This window comes from Limnohabitans sp. (genome assembly GCF_031539175.1).
GTDB lineage: Bacteria > Pseudomonadota > Gammaproteobacteria > Burkholderiales > Burkholderiaceae_C > Limnohabitans.
Genome location: NZ_JAVKLQ010000080.1, coordinates 32,593 through 49,219, shown reverse-complemented (window position 1 = coordinate 49,219; position 16,627 = coordinate 32,593). Strand labels below are relative to the sequence as shown.

Here is a 16,627-nt window from a genome sequence, read left to right as displayed (position 1 = left end):
ATGCCCAAGCGGTTGGCTGCGTGCCTTAGCGAACCAGCGACTCCATCGCCATTTGGTCTGCTGAGGTCTCGCGACGGCGAATGACGTGCGCTTTGTCGCCGTCCACCAAAATCTCGGCCGCGCGGCCACGCGTGTTGTAGTTGCTGGCCATGGCCATGCAATAGGCGCCGGTGGAGAGCACCGCCAAGGTGTCGCCTGTTTGCACCGTCAATGATCGGTCGCGGCCCAACCAGTCGCCACTCTCGCAAATGGGGCCCACCACGTCGTACACCACGGCATCGCCACTGCGTGGCGCCAAGGGCACGATTTGGTGAAACGCCTCGTACATCGCGGGGCGGGGCAAGTCGTTCATGGCTGCGTCGACGATGCAGAAGTTCTTTTGCTCACCAGGCTTGAGGTAGAGCACCTCGGTCAAACACACGCCTGCGTTGCCCACCAGCGAGCGGCCTGGCTCGATCATCAACTGGCGTTGGCCGTAGCCGCGTGCGTCGAGCTTGGTCAGCAGTTGGGCCCACAGCGCATCCGCTTCGGGTGGGGTGTCGCCGTTGTAGTTGATGCCGAGGCCGCCGCCAAAGTCGATGTGGTGAATCGGAATGCCCGCCGCTTCAATGGCTTGCACCAAGTCGAGCACGCGGTCCATCGCGTCAAGGTAGGGCGTGGTTTCGGTGATTTGTGAGCCAATGTGGCAGTCAATCCCTGTCACTTGCAAGCCGGGCAGGCTGGCGGCGCGTTGGTAGGTTTGCAGCGCACGTTCGTGGGCCACGCCAAATTTATTGCCTTTGAGTCCGGTGGAAATGTAAGGGTGGGTTTTGGCGTCCACGTTGGGGTTGACGCGAATGCTCACGGGGGCGCGTTTGCCCAAGCTCAGCGCCACGTCGCTCAACACGTCCAACTCGGCTTCACTTTCTACGTTGAAGCAGGCAATGCCCGCTTCTAACGCTTGGCGCATTTCGGCGCGGGTTTTGCCCACGCCAGAAAAGATCACTTTGGACACATCACCGCCGGCGGCCACCACGCGATCCAGTTCGCCGCCTGACACGATGTCAAAGCCGCACCCTGCTTGTGCAAACACTTGCAGCACGGCCAGCGATGAGTTGGCTTTCATGGCGTAGCAAATGCGGGCGTTGCGACCGGCAAAGCCGCGTTGGTAAGCCGCAAGCGCGCTCAGCATGGCGGCCTTGGAGTACACAAACAAGGGCGTGCCGTGTGTGCGTGCGAGGTCGGCGAGCTTCACGCCTTCCAAGTACAGGTCGTTGTTTTGGTGGGCGACAAAAGGGGCACCGGCAAGCGTGGCGTGGGTCATCAGACGGCTCTTGAAAAAAAACGTGAAGAAGGTCAGCGACTTGCAGGCGAAGATGCTGCAGGGGCTGGCGATGTGGCGCTGGGTGCTGGCGTGGTCGTCGAGGTGCCTGGCAATTGACGACGCACGATGTCGGGCAACGTGGCGCGTTGTTTGAACTCGGGATCGGTGGGCAAGGTCAACGGTCCTTTTTGGCCGCAGCCACCCAACAAGGCGACGGCGATGGCCACAGAGGCCATGTTCGCGCAAAGGGCGCTGGCCCTGACTAGAATGTTTTTCTCAATACCCATGGCGCAAATTGTAATGACCGATCTCGAATTCTTAGACCATGCCGAACTTCTGCTCAAAGCGGTGGAATTGGCGTGCGACCGCATCAACGACGATGGCGTGGCCGACATCGACAACCAGCGCGTGGGCGGCATGATCACGCTCACGTTTGAAAATAAGAGCCAGATCATCATCAACTTGCAAAAACCGTTGCATGAGGTGTGGCTGGCTGCGCGCTCAGGGGGCTATCACTTCCGCTTTGACGGCTCGCAGTGGGCAGACACCAAAGGCCAAGGCGAGTTTTTCCAGCGATTGAGTGACGATGCCAGCGCGCAAACGTCGCAGACTTTGCGTTTCTCTGCGTGACCTTGGTTTGTTGAGCCCCCAACATTCGGGGCATGAAAAAAGGAGGCCTAGGCCTCCTTTTTTAGTTCTTGAACAAATCGAGAATTCGTTTCTTCTCGTCGTTCGCGGGTAACTCGCTGGTGGGCTTGCTGTCTGCTGTGCCCAAGCTGATCACCCCAGCGCCACGGCTGAACTCGGTGTAGGCCCAGTCGCCGCTGTCGTGCGTCACGCCTTCAGGGGCGGTGGGCTCCATCACGGGCACGCCTTGCAAGGCGTGTTGCATGTAACTGATCCACACCGGCAGGCTCAAGCCCCCCCCCGTCTCGCGGTCGCCCAGCTTGCGTGGGGTGTCGTAGCCAATCCACGTCACGGCGGTGAGTGTGGGCTGGAAGCCGGCAAACCACGCGTCCATGGCGTCGTTGGTGGTACCCGTTTTGCCATAAATATCGGGGCGTTTGAGCGTGGCTTGCGCGCGTGCCGCGGTGCCAGTGCGCGCGACTTCTTGCAGCAAGCTGGTCATGACAAAGGCGTTGCGGGCATCAATGCCGCGCACCGATTCGTCCAAGGGCGGGGGGGTGAACTCGGACAACACTTTGCCTGTTTGGTCGGTGACCTTGGTGATCAAGAAAGGGTTGACACGGTAGCCCCCGTTGGCAAACACCGAATAGCCTGTGGCCATTTGCATGGGCGTGACCGAGCCAGCGCCCAGCGCCATCGTCAAATAAGGCGGGTGTTTTTCGGGGTCAAAGCCAAAATTCGCGATCCAGTTTTGCGCATTTTGTGCACCCACCGCTTGCAGCACGCGGATGGAAATCATGTTCTTGGATTTGGCCAAACCGCGGCGCAAAGTCATGGGGCCGTCAAAGGTGCCATCGTAGTTTTTGGGCTCCCACGGTTGGCCGCCCGTCACGCTGGCGTCAAAAAACAGCGGTGCATCGTTCACCACCGTGGCGGGCGTGAAGCCTTTTTCCAAGGCTGCCGAATAGATGAACGGCTTGAAGCTGGAGCCGGGCTGGCGCCAAGCTTGGGTGACGTGGTTGAACTTGTTTTTGTCAAAGTCAAAGCCGCCGACCAAGGCGTGGATCGCGCCATCACGCGGGTCGACCGACACAAACGCGCCTTCCACTTCAGGCAGTTGGGTGATTTCCCACGTGTTTTTCACGGTTTTGGTCACGCGAATCAATGCCCCTGGGCGCAGTTTGATGTTGGGTGGCGCTTTGTCTGACAAACCCGATTGCACGGGTTGCAAGCCTTCGCCCGTCACTTCAATCACTTCGCTGTTGCGGCGCACGGCACGCACTTTTTTAGGCGTGGCTTCCAGCACCACGGCGGCGAGCAAATCGCCTTTGTCGCCTTGGTCAATCAAGGCATCGTCGATGACGTCCTCTTGTTCGGCGGGGTTGGTGGGTAAGGTGATGAATTTTTCAGGGCCACGGTAGTGCTGGCGTCGCTCGTAATCCATGATGCCGCGACGCAGGGCGAAGTAAGCCGCTTGCTGGTCGCTGGCGCGGATGGTCGTGTAGACGTTGAGGCCGCGGGTGTAGATGTCGTTGCCGTATTGCGCAAACATCAATTGGCGCGCCATTTCTGACACGTAATCGGCATGTGTGTTGAGATTGCTGGCCGCTGTGCGGATTTTGAGTTCTTCTTGCTTGGCGGCTGCGGCTTGTTCTTTGGTGATGAAGCCGTTTTCTTCCATGCGCTCAATGATGTAGAGCTGGCGTGAGCGCGCGCGCTTGGGGTTGACGATGGGGTTGTAGGCCGACGGCGCTTTGGGCAGGCCAGCCAGCATGGCGGCTTCGGCGATGCTGATGTTTTTCAGGGGCTTGCCGAAATAGGCTTCTGACGCGGCCGCAAAGCCGTAAGCGCGGTTGCCCAAGTAAATCTGGTTCAGGTAGATCTCAAAAATCTGGTCTTTGCTGAGCATGTGCTCGAGCTTGCTGGTCAGCAAGATTTCGTAAATCTTGCGGGTGAACGTTTTTTCGGACGACAAGTACACATTGCGTGCCACCTGCATGGTGATGGTCGATGCGCCTTGGCTTTTGGCGCGGCCCAAGTTGGCCAAGCTGGCACGCAGCAAACCGATGTAGTCCACGCCACCGTGTTGGTAGAAGCGCGCGTCTTCGATGGCCAGCACCGCGTCTTTCATCACTTTGGGAATGTCTTTGAACGGCGTGAGGTTTCGGCGCTCTTCGCCGAACTCGCCGATTTGCGTGCCTTCCACCGAATACACCCGCATCGACTGTTTGGGGCGGTAGTCCGCCAAGTCTGAAATATCGGGCAACTGTGGATAGGCCATGGCCAAGGCCACCCCCACGAGCAGAGCCAACGCCACCAAGCCGGCGGTGGCAAGACCCACACCCCAGAGCAGCAATTGGCGCACCAAGGATCGCGGAGCTGCAGGCGCAGCGGCTTGTTCGTTCGAACGTTCGGGGGTAGGAGTGGTCGCCATAAGTAAGAGTGATTATAAAAAGGTGGCATGCAGTCTGCCGAAATTACAAATAAGCCGAGTCAAGCGAGCACGCGGCCTCTGGGTCAGGCACTAAAACTGAACCCATAAAAACAGGAGACATGCGATGACACGAGCGATTTGGCCGCGTCGCCGGCCCGCCCGCCTTTGTGTGGGAGGCCTCGATTTGCAGGGCGATGGGGCGCATTGGGTGACGTTGGCGGGTTCAGCGCTGGCTGCTGACAGCGTGTGTTGTGCCGAAATTTTGACCTTCCCAGAGGGCTGTGTGGTGCAACACCAGTTGGTGCAGCCGCAAATTTTGGGGCGGTGGTTCAAAGATTGGTTAAATGCACGAGACCTGCACATCGATGCTTTGTACGTGGCCGTTTCCGACGCCGAGGTGATGCGAGGCACTTTACGTTTGCCGCTTGATTTGCAGCCCGATGACGTGGCGTTTCAAATGGCCGCAGAGCTGCAATCCCCGCCAGACACCCCAGCGGTGTGTTGGGATTACTGCGAAGACGACACCTTCGCTGAAGTACCCGCTGACACCCAGCAGCCCGCTCAGCAGCGGGTGTATGGATGGGTCACAACCCCGCAGGCGCGTGTGGATGCTTGGGCGCAGTTTGCTTTGGCAGCGGGCTTGCGCATGTCGGTGGTGACGCCTCGTGAAGAGGCCTTAGCGCTCACGCAACAAAGCGCGCTGATCGCCCAGTTGTCTGCGGCCAACGCGGGTCTTGCGCTGCAATACGACGTGGCCTTGGGGTTGGCCTTGGGCGCTTGGCAATCGGTGCGTTTTAATTTTCTGCCCCATCGGGCCATGAAGTTGCAGGCCCTGCGTCGGCGCTGGGGGCTGCGCGTGGCGATGGGTGCGTTTGCTGGGGCCCTTTTTGCGGTAAGCGCTGCCGTTTGGATGTCTCACATGGCCACCAGCCTGCGCGACGAGACCGGCGACATCGCCGCCGCCGAGCAGGTTTTGAGGCAACTGCGCAGCGCACACCAAGAAGCACAGGTCGCGCTGACCGATGCCCAAGCGTTGGGGCAATGGCTGCGTGATCAAGCTTGGGTGCAGCAGCACACGCTCCAATGGAGTCGCGTGTTGGCGACGCACAGCCAGGGACTGTGGATTTCTGAGATCAAGCAGCAACAGGCGCATTGGCGGGTGACAGGGGAGGCCTTGTCGGCGGCACAAGCGCAGCACTTGGCGCAGCAACTCAAGGGCTTGGACATTTGGTCCCAAGCCCCCGAGCTGCGCCACTTGGAATTGACCGCACCTGCCTCGCCCACTGGCATGTCGGTGTGGCACTTTCGCATTGAGGCTGATTTGAAGGTGGGCGCCTGATGCGCCGCCCGGCATGGGGCTCATTGGATGTGCGTCGACCTTGGCTGTGGCCTGATTTATGGCAATGGCTGAGTGTGACTTTGGCCCTTGTGGGCGGTGCGCTGCTGATCGCACCATGGTGGTTGAGTGCTTGGGACGTGTGGACGGATGCCCAGCAATCTGCCCAAACCTTGGTGCGCGTGCAAGCCGACACTCGCAGCGCGCAGCAGCGTCGCGCGCAATTGGACCAAGATTTGGCGCAACGTTTGGTCGACAGCTCGGTGGTTGTACAAACTGTGGCGGTTGAATTGCCAACGGTCACCCAAGCATTGGCCCACTTGGCTGAGCGTGAAAAGTTGGCCTTGTCTTTGGTGGATTGGGATGTGGCTGTGCCCGTGTCGTCGCTGAAAACAAGCGCCGTGCAACAGGTGCCGGTGCAGATGCAACTGCGTGGCGCATGGCCCGCATGGATACGTTGGTGGTCGCAGTTGTCCAAGGTTGCGCCGCTGGCCACCGTGTTTCGCTTAGATTTGCATGCGCACCCTCAGGGCGGCTGGCGAGCCCACGTGGTGTTGCACATGCCTCAGCGCCTGACACCGCCTCTGTTGCAAGGGTCGCGCGATTGGCAATTGGCGGGCGCGCCATCGCTCGCTTCGAGCGATGTGGCCCCTTTCGACCCGATGGATGCCCGTGTTTGGCAGCACACCCAAAGCCAACATGCCCAGCAGCACCCCAGTTATGCGCGCTGGATTGCGCCAGAACTTCAACGCATCCGCACCCCTTTGGAGGCGCTGCCGCGTGAGCGTCTGCGCTACGTGGGGCAGATCTCGCAAGCGGGTGTTCAGCAGGCGTTGTTGCGATCGTCTGAGGGGAGCGGCGTGGCGGCGCATGCCCCGATTTATCGGGTTTCTGTGGGCGATTACGTGGGCCAAGACTTTGGCCGCGTGCAAACCATCGCGCCCGATCAGTTGACTCTGCGTGAGTTGGTGCGCGACGCGCACGGCGTTTGGCAACCTCGCGATGTGACCTTACCTTTGGAAGAGGGAACGAAATGACACACAGTCCAATCAATGGCGGTCAGCGAGACAGATCGCACTGGGCGTGCGCCTGGCGTGCTTGGGCCCGTGTGCTGGGCATCGTGATGGTGTGTGAGATGACCGATGCAACGGCGCAAAGCACCGCCCAAAGTAGCGGCCCAAAAAATGATGCGCAACGTGACGCCAACAGCCCGAGTGCCGACGCGCAGGGTTTCACGGGCAAGCCCATGTCGTTGAACTTTCAAAACATCGAGGTGCGAACGGCCTTGCAAATCGTGGCTGATTTCACAGGACTCAACATCGTCACCTCCGACAGCGTGACCGGCGCCCTCACGCTGCGCCTGCACCAAGTGCCATGGGATCAGGTGCTTGACATCATGGTGCAAGCCAAGGGCTTGAGTCAGCGCCGACAAGGCAACGTCATCTGGGTGGCGCCGCGCGCCGAGGTGGCTGCCCGCGACAAGTTGGCGTTTGAAACCCAAGCCGCGTTACAAAACTTGGAGCCCGTGCAAACGCGCAGTTTTGTGTTGAATTACGCCAAGGCGATCGATGTGATGGCGCAAATTCAAGGCAACAACGCCTCTGTTGGTGCCATGCCCAGCGCGACGTGGGGCAACAGTTTTAGCCCCGCCAGTGCTTACGGCAACTTAGGCGCTGGCGGTTTGGGCGGTCCTGCGGTTTGGGGTAGCGCAGCGAGCAATAACCTAGCGGGCGGTCTGTCGTTGGCGCCCAGTGGCCCACGCATGCTGAGCGTGCGTGGCGGGGTGATGGCCGAGCCGCGCACCAACCAATTGTTCGTCACCGACGTGCCATCGCGGTTGGCTCAAGTCGCCGAGATGCTGGCCAAGATCGACGTGCCCTTGCGCCAAGTGATGATCGAAGCGCGCATCGTGCAAGCCAGCGACACCTTTGGCCAAACCCTCGGTGTACGTTTGGGCGGCTTGGGCCAAGTGGGCCCGCAGGCGGTGTGGGGTCCGACCAACGCGAACGTGATGGCCAATGCCAACCCCATGGCGCAGCAAGCCAACAGCTTCAACATCGCCGACAAAGCCTTGGACACCACCGGCCAGTTCGTCAATTTACCAGCGGCGAGCTTGAATGGCTTTGCCGCCGGAAGTTTTGCTGTGTCGATCTTCAATTCCGCCAAAAACCGATTTCTCAATTTAGAACTCTCGGCTTTGGAAGCCGATGGCAAAGGCAAGGTGGTGTCTAGCCCGCGTGTGGTCACGGCCGACCAAGCCAAAGCCGTGATCGAGCAAGGCACCGAGTTGCCTTACCAAGTCGCCTCCGCCAGCGGCGCGACCACCTTGGCCTTTCGCAAAGCCAACCTCAAGTTGGAGGTCACGCCGCAAATCACACCCGAGGGTGGCATCGTGTTGGACTTGGACATTTCAAAAGACAACGTGGGTCAAATCACCCCTGCGGGTTTTGCCATCGACACCAAGCACGTCAAAACACAGGTGTTGGTCGACAACGGTGGCACCGTCATGATTGGCGGCATTTACGAAACCAGCGAGCAAGACGACGAGTACAAAGTGCCGTTCTTGGGTGATTTGCCGGTTTTGGGCTACTTGTTCAAAAACCGCCGACGCGCCACGGCCAAGCAAGAGTTGCTGGTGTTCATAACCCCTAAAATGCTGGTCCAAAGTGCACTTGCACGTTAAGAAAGCAAATTTTGTTGGTTTTGGTGGGTCTGCCGGGTTCCGGCAAAACAACCGTGGGGCGTCAGCTGGCCAGACGTCTTCACCTCCCGTTCGTGGATTCCGATCACGCGATTGAGCACCGCCTTGGCTGCTCGGTGCGTGAGTATTTCGAGCGCGAAGGCGAAGAGCGCTTTCGTGACCTTGAATCCGAGGTGCTCGACGATTTGAGTCTGCACCACACGGGCGTGTTGTCCACCGGCGGCGGCTCGGTGCTGCGTCCCATCAACCGTGAGCGTTTGCGCGAGCGCGGCCATGTGTTTTATTTGCGCTCCAGCCCCGAAGAGGTGTACCGCCGTTTGCGCAATGACCAGAATCGTCCGCTGCTGCAAGTGGCTGACCCGCAAGCGCGTTTGCGCGAATTGTTTGAAAAGCGTGATCCGCTGTACCGTGATTGCGCCCATTACGTGATTGAGACCGGTCGACCCAGCGTGTCGGCGTTGGTCAACATGATCGTGTCGCAGTTGGAGCTGGCGGGCCATTTGCCTATGCAGCCCTCGGCGTCCTGAACTTTTCTCTAAGGCTTTTTACCGATGTCAGACACCTCCCACCTCGAACGCGTTGCCATTGACTTGGGGGATCGCAGTTACCCCATCTTGATTGGCGGTCAGCTGTTGGACGCGCCCAGCACTTGGGCCGATTTGCCCAAGGCGAGCGCCGCCTTCATCGTCACCAACGACACCGTCGGCCCGCTTTATGCGCAGCGTTTGGCCAACGCGTTGGCGGGGCACTATTCACATATTCAAACTGTGGTGTTGCCCGACGGCGAAAGCCACAAAGATTGGCAAACCCTCAACCTCATTTTTGACGCCTTGCTGGGCCAAGGTGCCGACCGTAAAACTGTGCTGTTCGCTTTGGGCGGCGGCGTGGTGGGCGATATGACCGGGTTTGCTGCTGCGTGTTACATGCGTGGCGTGCCGTTTGTGCAGGTGCCCACGACCTTGCTGTCGCAGGTGGACTCCTCGGTGGGGGGGAAAACCGCCATCAACCACCCCATTGGCAAGAACATGATTGGCGCGTTCTACCAACCGCATCGCGTGGTGTGTGACCTCGATACTTTGCAAACCTTGCCCCAACGTGAGATGAGCGCAGGCTTGGCGGAAGTCATCAAATACGGCCCGATTGCCGACATGGCATTCCTCGATTGGATCGATGACCATTTGGACGCGCTGATGGCGCGTGACCCCCAAGCGTTGGCGCACGCCGTCAAGCGCAGCTGCGAAATCAAAGCGTGGGTGGTGAGCCAAGACGAGCGCGAAGGCGGCATTCGCGCCATTTTGAATTTCGGTCACACCTTTGGTCACGCCATCGAAGCGGGCCTCGGTTTTGGCGAATGGTTGCACGGCGAAGCTGTGGGCTGCGGCATGGTGATGGCCTCGCACCTGTCACAACGCTTGGGGCTGGTGGACGAGGCTTTTGTGTCGCGCTTCACAGGGCTGATTGCTCGGGCGGGACTGCCCACCGTGGGCCCGAAACTGGGTGCCGAGGTGTACTTGCACCACATGCGCGTGGACAAAAAAGCAGAGGCGGGCGATATCCGTTTTGTGCTGATCGACCAGCCCGGCAATGCCATCGTGCGTGGCGCGCCCGATGCGTTGGTGTCGCAGGTGATCGACGATTGCTGTGCGGTGTGACTGAGTTAGCGGCCTACGCCTGCCAGCCTGAGCGCTCGCGTGGGCGTCGTCATGCCGAACCCGAGGCGCCTGCGCACGCGCCGAGTTTTCGCAACCCGCATCAGCGTGACCGCGACCGCATCGTGCACTCCACCGCGTTTCGCCGGTTGGTCTACAAAACCCAGGTGTTTTTGAACCACGAAGGTGATTTGTTTCGCACACGCATGACCCACTCCTTGGAGGTGGCGCAACTGGGTCGTTCCATTGCCCGTGCGCTCGGCTTGAACGAAGACTTGGTGGAGGCCGTTGCTTTGGCCCATGACCTCGGTCACACCCCGTTCGGCCATGCAGGCCAAGACGCCTTGAACGAATGCATGGCGCCCTACGGCGGCTTTGAGCACAACCTGCAAAGCCTGCGCGTGGTCGACGAGTTGGAAGAGCGCTACCCGACTTTCAACGGTTTGAACCTGAGTTTTGAAACCCGCGAAGGCATCTTGAAGCACTGCGCCCGCCGCAACGCCCAAGCCATTGAGGCGCACGAGCCCAACGGCATTGCCGCCCGTTTTTTGAACGACACACAGCCCAGCTTAGAGGCGCAGCTGTGCAACTTGGCCGACGCCATCGCTTACAACGCACACGACATCGACGACGGCGTGCGCTCGGGGTTGCTGACCCTCGCGCAGCTGCAAGACGTGTCGCTGTTTGCCCGCTACCACGCGCAAACGCTGAGCGAGCACCCGCAGTTGCAAGGGCGTCGCGTGTTGTTTGAGACCATTCGCCGCATGTTGAGCGATCAGGTCTACGACGTGATCAACACCACCCGCGACGCTTTGGTGCAGCACGCGCCTGCAAGCGTGGATGACGTGCGTCAGTGCCCGCCGCTGGTGCAGTTCAGTGCGGCCATGTTTGACGAGTCGCGTGCCCTCAAGTCGTTTTTGTTTCGCAATTTGTACCGCCATCCGCAAGTGATGCAAACCACCGATTGGGCGCGCGAGGTGGTGCGCGAGTTGTTTGCGGCTTACCTCGCCAAACCCCAAGAAATGCCGCCGGCTTACGCCCACCGCAGCGACTTGCCGCGTGCCGTGGCCGATTATTTGTCGGGCATGACGGACCGTTTTGCCACCCGCGAACACGCACGCCTCACGGCTTGAAAGCTGCCATGACCCATCCCCGCTTTGGCATTCACCCCTCTTGGGTCATCGTCTTGGCTGGCGTGTGTGCCGCGCTGCACATCGGCAAGTTGCCGCCTGCGTTGCCAGTGCTGCAAACGGCGTTGAACATCACCTTGGTGCAAGCCGGCTTCTTGCTCTCCGCCGTGCAAATTGCCAGCATGACCCTTGGCTTGGCCGTGGGTTTGAGTGCGGACAGTTTGGGCCTGCGTCGCAGCATGTTGACGGGTTTGTTTTTGCTCTCGTGCGCCAGTTTGGCGGGCGGCTTTGCGACTGAGCCCACCCGTTTGCTCGCGCTGCGGGCCTTGGAGGGCTTGGGCTTTTTGTTGGTGGTGATGCCCGCACCTGCATTGATTCGCCGTACCGTCACGGTCGATCAACTCAGCGGCCGCATGGGCTGGTGGGGCACGTACATGCCGATTGGCAATGCGCTGGCCTTGCTGATCGGCCCCTTGGTCATGGCCGTGCTGAGCTGGTCTGTGTGGTGGTGGGGCTTGAGTGCGGTGTCGATGTTGGCTTGGCTCGCGGTCTGGTGGTGCGTGCCCGATGTGGCGCCGCCCGCACCAACCTCGCAACAAGCCGCCAGCGTGAACAACGCATGGCCCAAGCGCTTGGCGCTGACCTTGCGCAGCGCTGGGCCGTGGTGGGTGTCGTTGAGCTTCGCGGTCTACGCCTCGCAATGGATGGCGGTGATTGGCTTTTTGCCCACGGTCTATGCCGAGATGGGTTTGACTGCCCGTTTGACGGGGGTGTTGACCGCCTGCGTGGCGTTGGCCAATGTGAGCGGCAACGTCATGTCAGGGCGCTTGCTGCAACGCGGCTGGCGTCCGCAGCGTTTGCTGCAAATCGGATTTGGCTGCATGGCCCTCGGCGCGATGGGGGCCTATGCGCAATGGCAAGGTGTGGGTCTGCCCATGCCTTTGCGGTTTTTCAGTGTGGTGATGTTCTCGGCGGTGGGTGGTTTGATTCCCGGCACCTTGTTTTCGATGGCGGTGCGCTTAGCGCCCAGCGAAGGCACGGTGTCGACCACCGTGGGCTACATGCAGCAATGGTCGGCCTTTGGCCAGTTTGCGGGCCCGCCTTTGGTGGCGTGGGTTGCTGCCGCAGTCGGTGGCTGGCAGTGGACGTGGACGGTCACCGTGACGCTGTCGTTGTTGGGCGTGGTGTTGTCGCAGTGCATTGGCCGCGCTTTGGTTCAACGCAACGAGGCACCACATGGTTGATCACGACGCGACCGAGGCGACCCGCATCGCCATTGAAGACACCCAAACCTGGCTGCTGCAAGCCGTGGTGGGTTTGAACCTGTGTCCCTTCGCCAAAGCCGTGGTGGTGAAAGACATGGTGCGCTACCGCGTGTGCCTGTCGACCGACCCAGCCGATTGGCTGGTGCTGCTGCGCGACGAGTTGCAGCACTTGTCCGAAGCCGATCCGCAGGTGCTCGACACCACGCTGCTCATTGCGCCCCACGCGTTGCCTGATTTTTTAGATTTCAACGACTTTCTCGCGGCTTGCGACGAGGTGTTGGTGGACCTTGAACTCGATGGCGTTTTGCAAGTTGCCGACTTTCATCCGCGTTACCAATTTGGCGGCACGTCTGAGGACGACATCGACAACTTCACCAACCGCACGCCGTACCCCACGCTGCACTTGCTGCGCGAGGCCAGCATCGACAAAGCGGTGCAGGCTTACCCCGATGCTTCGCTGATTTTTGAACGCAACATCGAGGTGTTGAACACCTTGGGGCATGCGGGCTGGGCCAAGCTGGGGATTCAGGCCCGAGTCATCGCGTAAGTTTTTAACTTCGGTCTGTGCAAGACGCTGCCGTGTGCATCGAATTTGTGACTGACGCGCGGCACAATTGGCCCATGTCCAAACACAACCAAGCCACCGCGGCGCAGCCTCAAGACCCAAGTTCTCAACTGGACCTGCGCCCTGGCCAGTCCATCGAGCTGCTCAAAGCGCTGCACATCCTCACCCGCGACGGCAAGTTGAACCAAGATTCGCGCCGCAAGTTGAAGCAGGTGTACCACCTGTTTCAGTTCATCGAAAAGTTGTTGAAAGAACTGCCCGCGAGCGACAAGGGCCCCACCTTGGCTGACCATGGGGCAGGCAAGTCGTATTTGGGTTTCATCATTTACGACCTGTTTTTCAAGGCCTTGGGTCAAGGCGCGATTTACGGCATCGAGACGCGCAGCGAATTGGTGGATTCATCCAAAGCGCTGGCCGCTCGCTTGGGGTTTGAGCGCATGCACTTCCTCAATTTGAGCGTGGCCGAGTCGGCGCACAGCGCTGCGCTGCCTGAGCAAATAGATGTCGTCACCGCGCTGCACGCCTGCGACACCGCCACCGATGACGCCATCGCTTTTGGTCTGCAAAAGAAAGCCAAATACATGGTGCTGGTGCCTTGCTGCCAAGCCGAGCTGGCGCGCGCGCTGAACCAAAACAAAGCCATCAACTTGCAGCGCACGCCACTGGCCGAGTTGTGGCGCCACCCGCTGCACACCCGCGAAGTGGGCAGCCAGTTGACCAACGTGCTGCGCTGCTTGTACCTCGAATCACAAGGCTATGCCGTGACCGTGACCGAGCTGGTGGGTTGGGAGCACAGCATGAAAAACGAGTTGATTTTGGCCAAATACACCGGCCAGAAAAAGCGCGCAGCGGGCGAGCGACTGCAAGCTTTGCTGACTGAGTTCGGCGTGGCTCAACTGATGGGTGAGCGCTATCCGTTGGTGGGACTCACTGCGCCTCAATCTTCGCGTCCCGAATAGCTTTCGCCCATTTGGCCGTTTCAGCTTTCGAGCGCTGCGCCAAGGCTTCGGGCGAGGCGGGCGCGGTCTCAAACCCCAGTGCCGCGAAGCGTTCCAGAATGCCCTTATCGGCGGCTGCCGTGTTGATGGCCGCGTTGAGTTTTTGAATGATGTCGTGCGGCGTGCCTGCGGGCGCAAAGATGGCGAAGTAGGCAATCAGCTCATAGTCTTTCAGGCCCAGCGCCTCGTTGACGGTGGGCAACTCGGGGATGGCTTTGGAGCGTTGGGTAGATGTGACAGCCAAGCCGCGAATCTTGCCCGCTTTGACCTGCGGCAAGGTGACGGCAAAGTCGGCGGTGAACAGGTTGACTTGGCCGCCCATCAAATCGGTCATGGCAGCGGGGCCGCTTTTGTAGGGCACATGCGTCATTTGAATGCCGGCCATGTTGGCCAACACTTCGGTGGACACCAATTGCGAGGTGCTGGCGCTGGCAAAGGTGACGTGGGTGGGTTTGGCTTTGGCCAATTCCACCAACTCTTTCAGGTTTTTCGCGGGCACGTCGTTGTTGACGGCCACGATCAAGGGCACGGAGCCTAAGTAGCCCACGGGCGCAAAGGCAGTGTCTTGGTCGTAGGGCAGTTTTTTCATCAGGCTTTTGAGCGCCGCGTTGGTGCTGTTGGTGCCAATGAGGAGGTTGTAGCCGTCGGGGGCTGATTTGGCGACGGCATCCGCGCCGAGCATGCCGTTCACGCCTGCTTTGTTGTCGACCACGATGGGTTGGCCGAGGATTTCGGACATCTTTTGCGCAAAGGCGCGGCCAATTTGGTCGGTCGCGCTGCCTGCGGCAAAGGGCACGATGGCTTTGATGGGCTTGCTCGGGTAGCTCTGTGCTTGGGCTGGCGCGGTGATGAGGCCTAAGCCAAGCAAGGCGGCCAGCAGGCCGACGACGCGGATGTTTGTCATGGTGTCTCCAAAAAGTGGGGCTATTCAATCACAAGGCTAAGCAAGTGGGCACTCAGGCATTTCCCGTGGGCGTCGAGCGCCAAAGAGCGGGTCACGCCGCCGCCCAAGGCGTTGTGCATGACAAAGTTCAGTGCCCCCAATTGCGGCAGAGCATAGCGCTCGACGGGGCCGTGCACGATGCCTGCGTAGTGCGCTTGCACGCGCTCTGGCGTGAGGTGTTGTTCGAGCCGAGCAAAGTCTTTTTTGTCGTAGGCGATGACCGACAAGGTGGACCGGTTGCCTTTGTCACCCGTGCGGGTGTGGGCGATGTCGCGCAGCAGCATGTCAGTGTCCTTCTGCGTTGAGCAAGACGGTGGATGTGCGGATGGCGCTGCGCGGCATGAGTACCGCGGCTGCCGCGATGACTTCGCGTACCGAGCGTGTGGCGCCACCGCCCCCCGCGGGGCCATTGAGGTAAAGCGCTTCGACTTCGTGGGCCACATGTTGGGCGAGCTGCAAAGTGGGCACGCGCAGGGTCACGCGGGCGCGGACTTCGGCGGGTTCTTGTTCGGCCGCTTGGGCATCAGGTGCATCGGGCCCGAGGATGGCGTTCACGCCGATCAGGTCGTAGCGGCTTTCAAATTCGGCGTAACCCGATTGCGCCAACCGCTCACGCACCAAGTCCAGCGCCAGTTGGCCACGCGCTTGTGCGCCCACTCCGGCGTAACTGATTTGGCCTTCGCCGATGAAACCGTCGCGGTAACCCAGTGTGACTTTGAGGGTGTCGGTGCGCGGGTGGCCGTTGCCGCCGGTGATTTGCACGCGGTCAGGGCCCGCTTGGCTGAGCTGAACTTGTGAAAAATCAGCCACCACATCGGGTTGCAGATAGCGTGCGGGGTTTTCGATTTCGTACAGCAGTTGCTCGGTGCAGGTGGCCACAGTGACGCAGCCGCCCGAGCCCGCTACTTTGGTGATGACCGCATCGCCCGAAGCGCTGACCTCGGCCAGCGGAAAGCCCAGACTAGCCATGTCGGGCACATCTTTGTAACCTGGGTCCGCAAAGTAGCCACCGGTGATTTGTGCCGCACATTCGAGCAAATGTCCCACCAGCACGCCCTTGCCCAAACGTGTCCAGTCGTCAGCCGCCCAGCCGAAGTGGTGCATCAAGGGCGCCAAAAACAGCGCTGGGTCGGCCACTCGGCCGGTGATGATGACGTGGGCGTCGGTTTGCAAGGCAGGCAGCAGCGCCTCGGCGCCCAAATAGGCGTTGGCGGAAATCAGTTGGGGTTGCAGGTCGGCCAGTGTTTGACGGGACTCGAGCACCGGCAGCGACAAACCATCCGCACAGAGGGTGGTCAGCACATCGTCGCCCAACACCACCGCCACTTTGACGTGCGGCAGCCCCAGTTCTTCGGCCACGGCCAGCACCGCGTAGCCCGCTTGCAGTGGATTGGCTGCGCCCATGTTGCTGAGGATGCGGGTGCCGTGGCGGATGCAGGCCGGCAGTACCGCTCGCATGCGTGCGGTGAGCAAAGCATCAAAACCCGCGTCGGGGCGATGGCTGCGCTCGAGTTGCGCCAAGGCGATCGTTCGCTCGGCCAAGCACTCAAATACCAAGTAGTCGAGCTGGCCTTTGTCTGCCAGTTCGATGGCGGGCGGTATGCGGTCACCCGAGTAACCGGCCCCTGCGCCGATGCGAAGTGTTGTGTGGTCCATAGGCTGAGCTTACGTGAGGC

Annotated in this window: 16 protein-coding genes; 10 read left to right on the top strand and 6 right to left on the bottom strand. The window is 60.3% G+C overall.

From position 1 onward, the window contains the following. Positions 1–25: 25 nt before the first annotated feature. Both lysA and RMS95_RS14800 read right to left on the bottom strand, forming a co-directional pair. Positions 26–1,303 carry a diaminopimelate decarboxylase gene (gene lysA / locus RMS95_RS14805; RefSeq protein ID WP_310646959.1) on the bottom strand — a complete coding sequence of 426 codons (1,278 nt, stop codon included), beginning with the start codon at positions 1,301–1,303 and terminating at the stop codon, positions 26–28. Between the two features lie 32 nt (positions 1,304–1,335). Continuing rightward, a complete protein-coding gene (locus RMS95_RS14800) occupies positions 1,336–1,539 on the bottom strand; it encodes an LPS translocon maturation chaperone LptM (protein WP_310646958.1) in 204 nt (67 codons plus the stop codon). Positions 1,540–1,603: 64 nt separating this feature from the next. On the opposite strand from RMS95_RS14800, the gene cyaY reads away from it, so the two are divergent. Next, positions 1,604–1,933, top strand: coding sequence for an iron donor protein CyaY (cyaY, locus tag RMS95_RS14795; RefSeq protein WP_310646957.1), 330 nt, complete (start codon positions 1,604–1,606; stop codon positions 1,931–1,933). A gap of 61 nt (positions 1,934–1,994) precedes the next feature. Here the strand turns inward: cyaY and RMS95_RS14790 are convergent, their stop codons facing one another. After that, the gene (locus tag RMS95_RS14790) at positions 1,995–4,364 is read right to left on the bottom strand and encodes a penicillin-binding protein 1A (RefSeq protein WP_310646956.1); all 2,370 of its coding nucleotides are present in this window, start codon (positions 4,362–4,364) and stop codon (positions 1,995–1,997) included. 124 nt (positions 4,365–4,488) lie between these two features. On the opposite strand from RMS95_RS14790, the gene RMS95_RS14785 reads away from it, so the two are divergent. The 9 genes from RMS95_RS14785 to RMS95_RS14745 all read left to right on the top strand — a co-directional run bounded on the left by RMS95_RS14785 (position 4,489) and on the right by RMS95_RS14745 (position 13,969). Beyond that, on the top strand, positions 4,489–5,703 hold the full coding sequence (locus RMS95_RS14785; protein ID WP_310646955.1) for a hypothetical protein: 1,215 nt from the start codon (positions 4,489–4,491) through the stop codon (positions 5,701–5,703). After that, positions 5,703–6,737: a pilus assembly protein PilP gene (locus RMS95_RS14780; protein WP_310646954.1), complete on the top strand. Its 1,035-nt coding sequence runs from the start codon at positions 5,703–5,705 to the stop codon at positions 6,735–6,737. Before RMS95_RS14785 ends, RMS95_RS14780 begins: the two co-directional genes overlap by 1 nt. Next, entirely contained in the window at positions 6,734–8,383 is a 1,650-nt protein-coding gene (locus RMS95_RS14775; protein WP_310646953.1) for a type IV pilus secretin PilQ, read from the top strand. Before RMS95_RS14780 ends, RMS95_RS14775 begins: the two co-directional genes overlap by 4 nt. 8 nt (positions 8,384–8,391) lie before the next feature. After that, the gene (locus RMS95_RS14770) at positions 8,392–8,928 is read left to right on the top strand and encodes a shikimate kinase (protein ID WP_310646990.1); all 537 of its coding nucleotides are present in this window, start codon (positions 8,392–8,394) and stop codon (positions 8,926–8,928) included. Positions 8,929–8,952: 24 nt separating this feature from the next. Beyond that, entirely contained in the window at positions 8,953–10,053 is a 1,101-nt protein-coding gene (gene aroB, locus RMS95_RS14765) for a 3-dehydroquinate synthase (protein ID WP_310646952.1), read from the top strand. After that, on the top strand, positions 10,050–11,183 hold the full coding sequence (locus tag RMS95_RS14760; protein ID WP_405023399.1) for a deoxyguanosinetriphosphate triphosphohydrolase: 1,134 nt from the start codon (positions 10,050–10,052) through the stop codon (positions 11,181–11,183). The genes aroB and RMS95_RS14760 overlap by 4 nt, the downstream gene beginning before the upstream one ends. A gap of 8 nt (positions 11,184–11,191) precedes the next feature. Further along, entirely contained in the window at positions 11,192–12,424 is a 1,233-nt protein-coding gene (locus RMS95_RS14755; protein WP_310646951.1) for an MFS transporter, read from the top strand. Further along, the gene (locus RMS95_RS14750) at positions 12,417–12,992 is read left to right on the top strand and encodes a DUF1415 domain-containing protein (protein ID WP_310646950.1); all 576 of its coding nucleotides are present in this window, start codon (positions 12,417–12,419) and stop codon (positions 12,990–12,992) included. The genes RMS95_RS14755 and RMS95_RS14750 overlap by 8 nt, the downstream gene beginning before the upstream one ends. A gap of 74 nt (positions 12,993–13,066) precedes the next feature. Continuing rightward, positions 13,067–13,969 carry an SAM-dependent methyltransferase gene (locus tag RMS95_RS14745; protein ID WP_310646949.1) on the top strand — a complete coding sequence of 301 codons (903 nt, stop codon included), beginning with the start codon at positions 13,067–13,069 and terminating at the stop codon, positions 13,967–13,969. On the opposite strand, the gene RMS95_RS14740 is transcribed toward RMS95_RS14745, so the two are convergent. Genes RMS95_RS14740 through RMS95_RS14730 form a run of 3 tightly spaced genes read right to left on the bottom strand, consistent with a single transcriptional unit; the run spans position 13,938 to position 16,607 of the window. Further along, positions 13,938–14,912 carry a tripartite tricarboxylate transporter substrate binding protein gene (locus tag RMS95_RS14740; protein WP_310646948.1) on the bottom strand — a complete coding sequence of 325 codons (975 nt, stop codon included), beginning with the start codon at positions 14,910–14,912 and terminating at the stop codon, positions 13,938–13,940. The genes RMS95_RS14745 and RMS95_RS14740 overlap by 32 nt on opposite strands. Before the next feature lie 20 nt (positions 14,913–14,932). Further along, on the bottom strand, positions 14,933–15,235 hold the full coding sequence (locus tag RMS95_RS14735) for a hypothetical protein (RefSeq protein WP_310646947.1): 303 nt from the start codon (positions 15,233–15,235) through the stop codon (positions 14,933–14,935). 1 nt (position 15,236) lies between these two features. Beyond that, positions 15,237–16,607 (bottom strand): acyclic terpene utilization AtuA family protein, encoded by a 1,371-nt coding sequence (locus RMS95_RS14730; protein ID WP_310646946.1) that lies wholly within the window; start codon positions 16,605–16,607, stop codon positions 15,237–15,239. Positions 16,608–16,627: the final 20 nt, after the last annotated feature.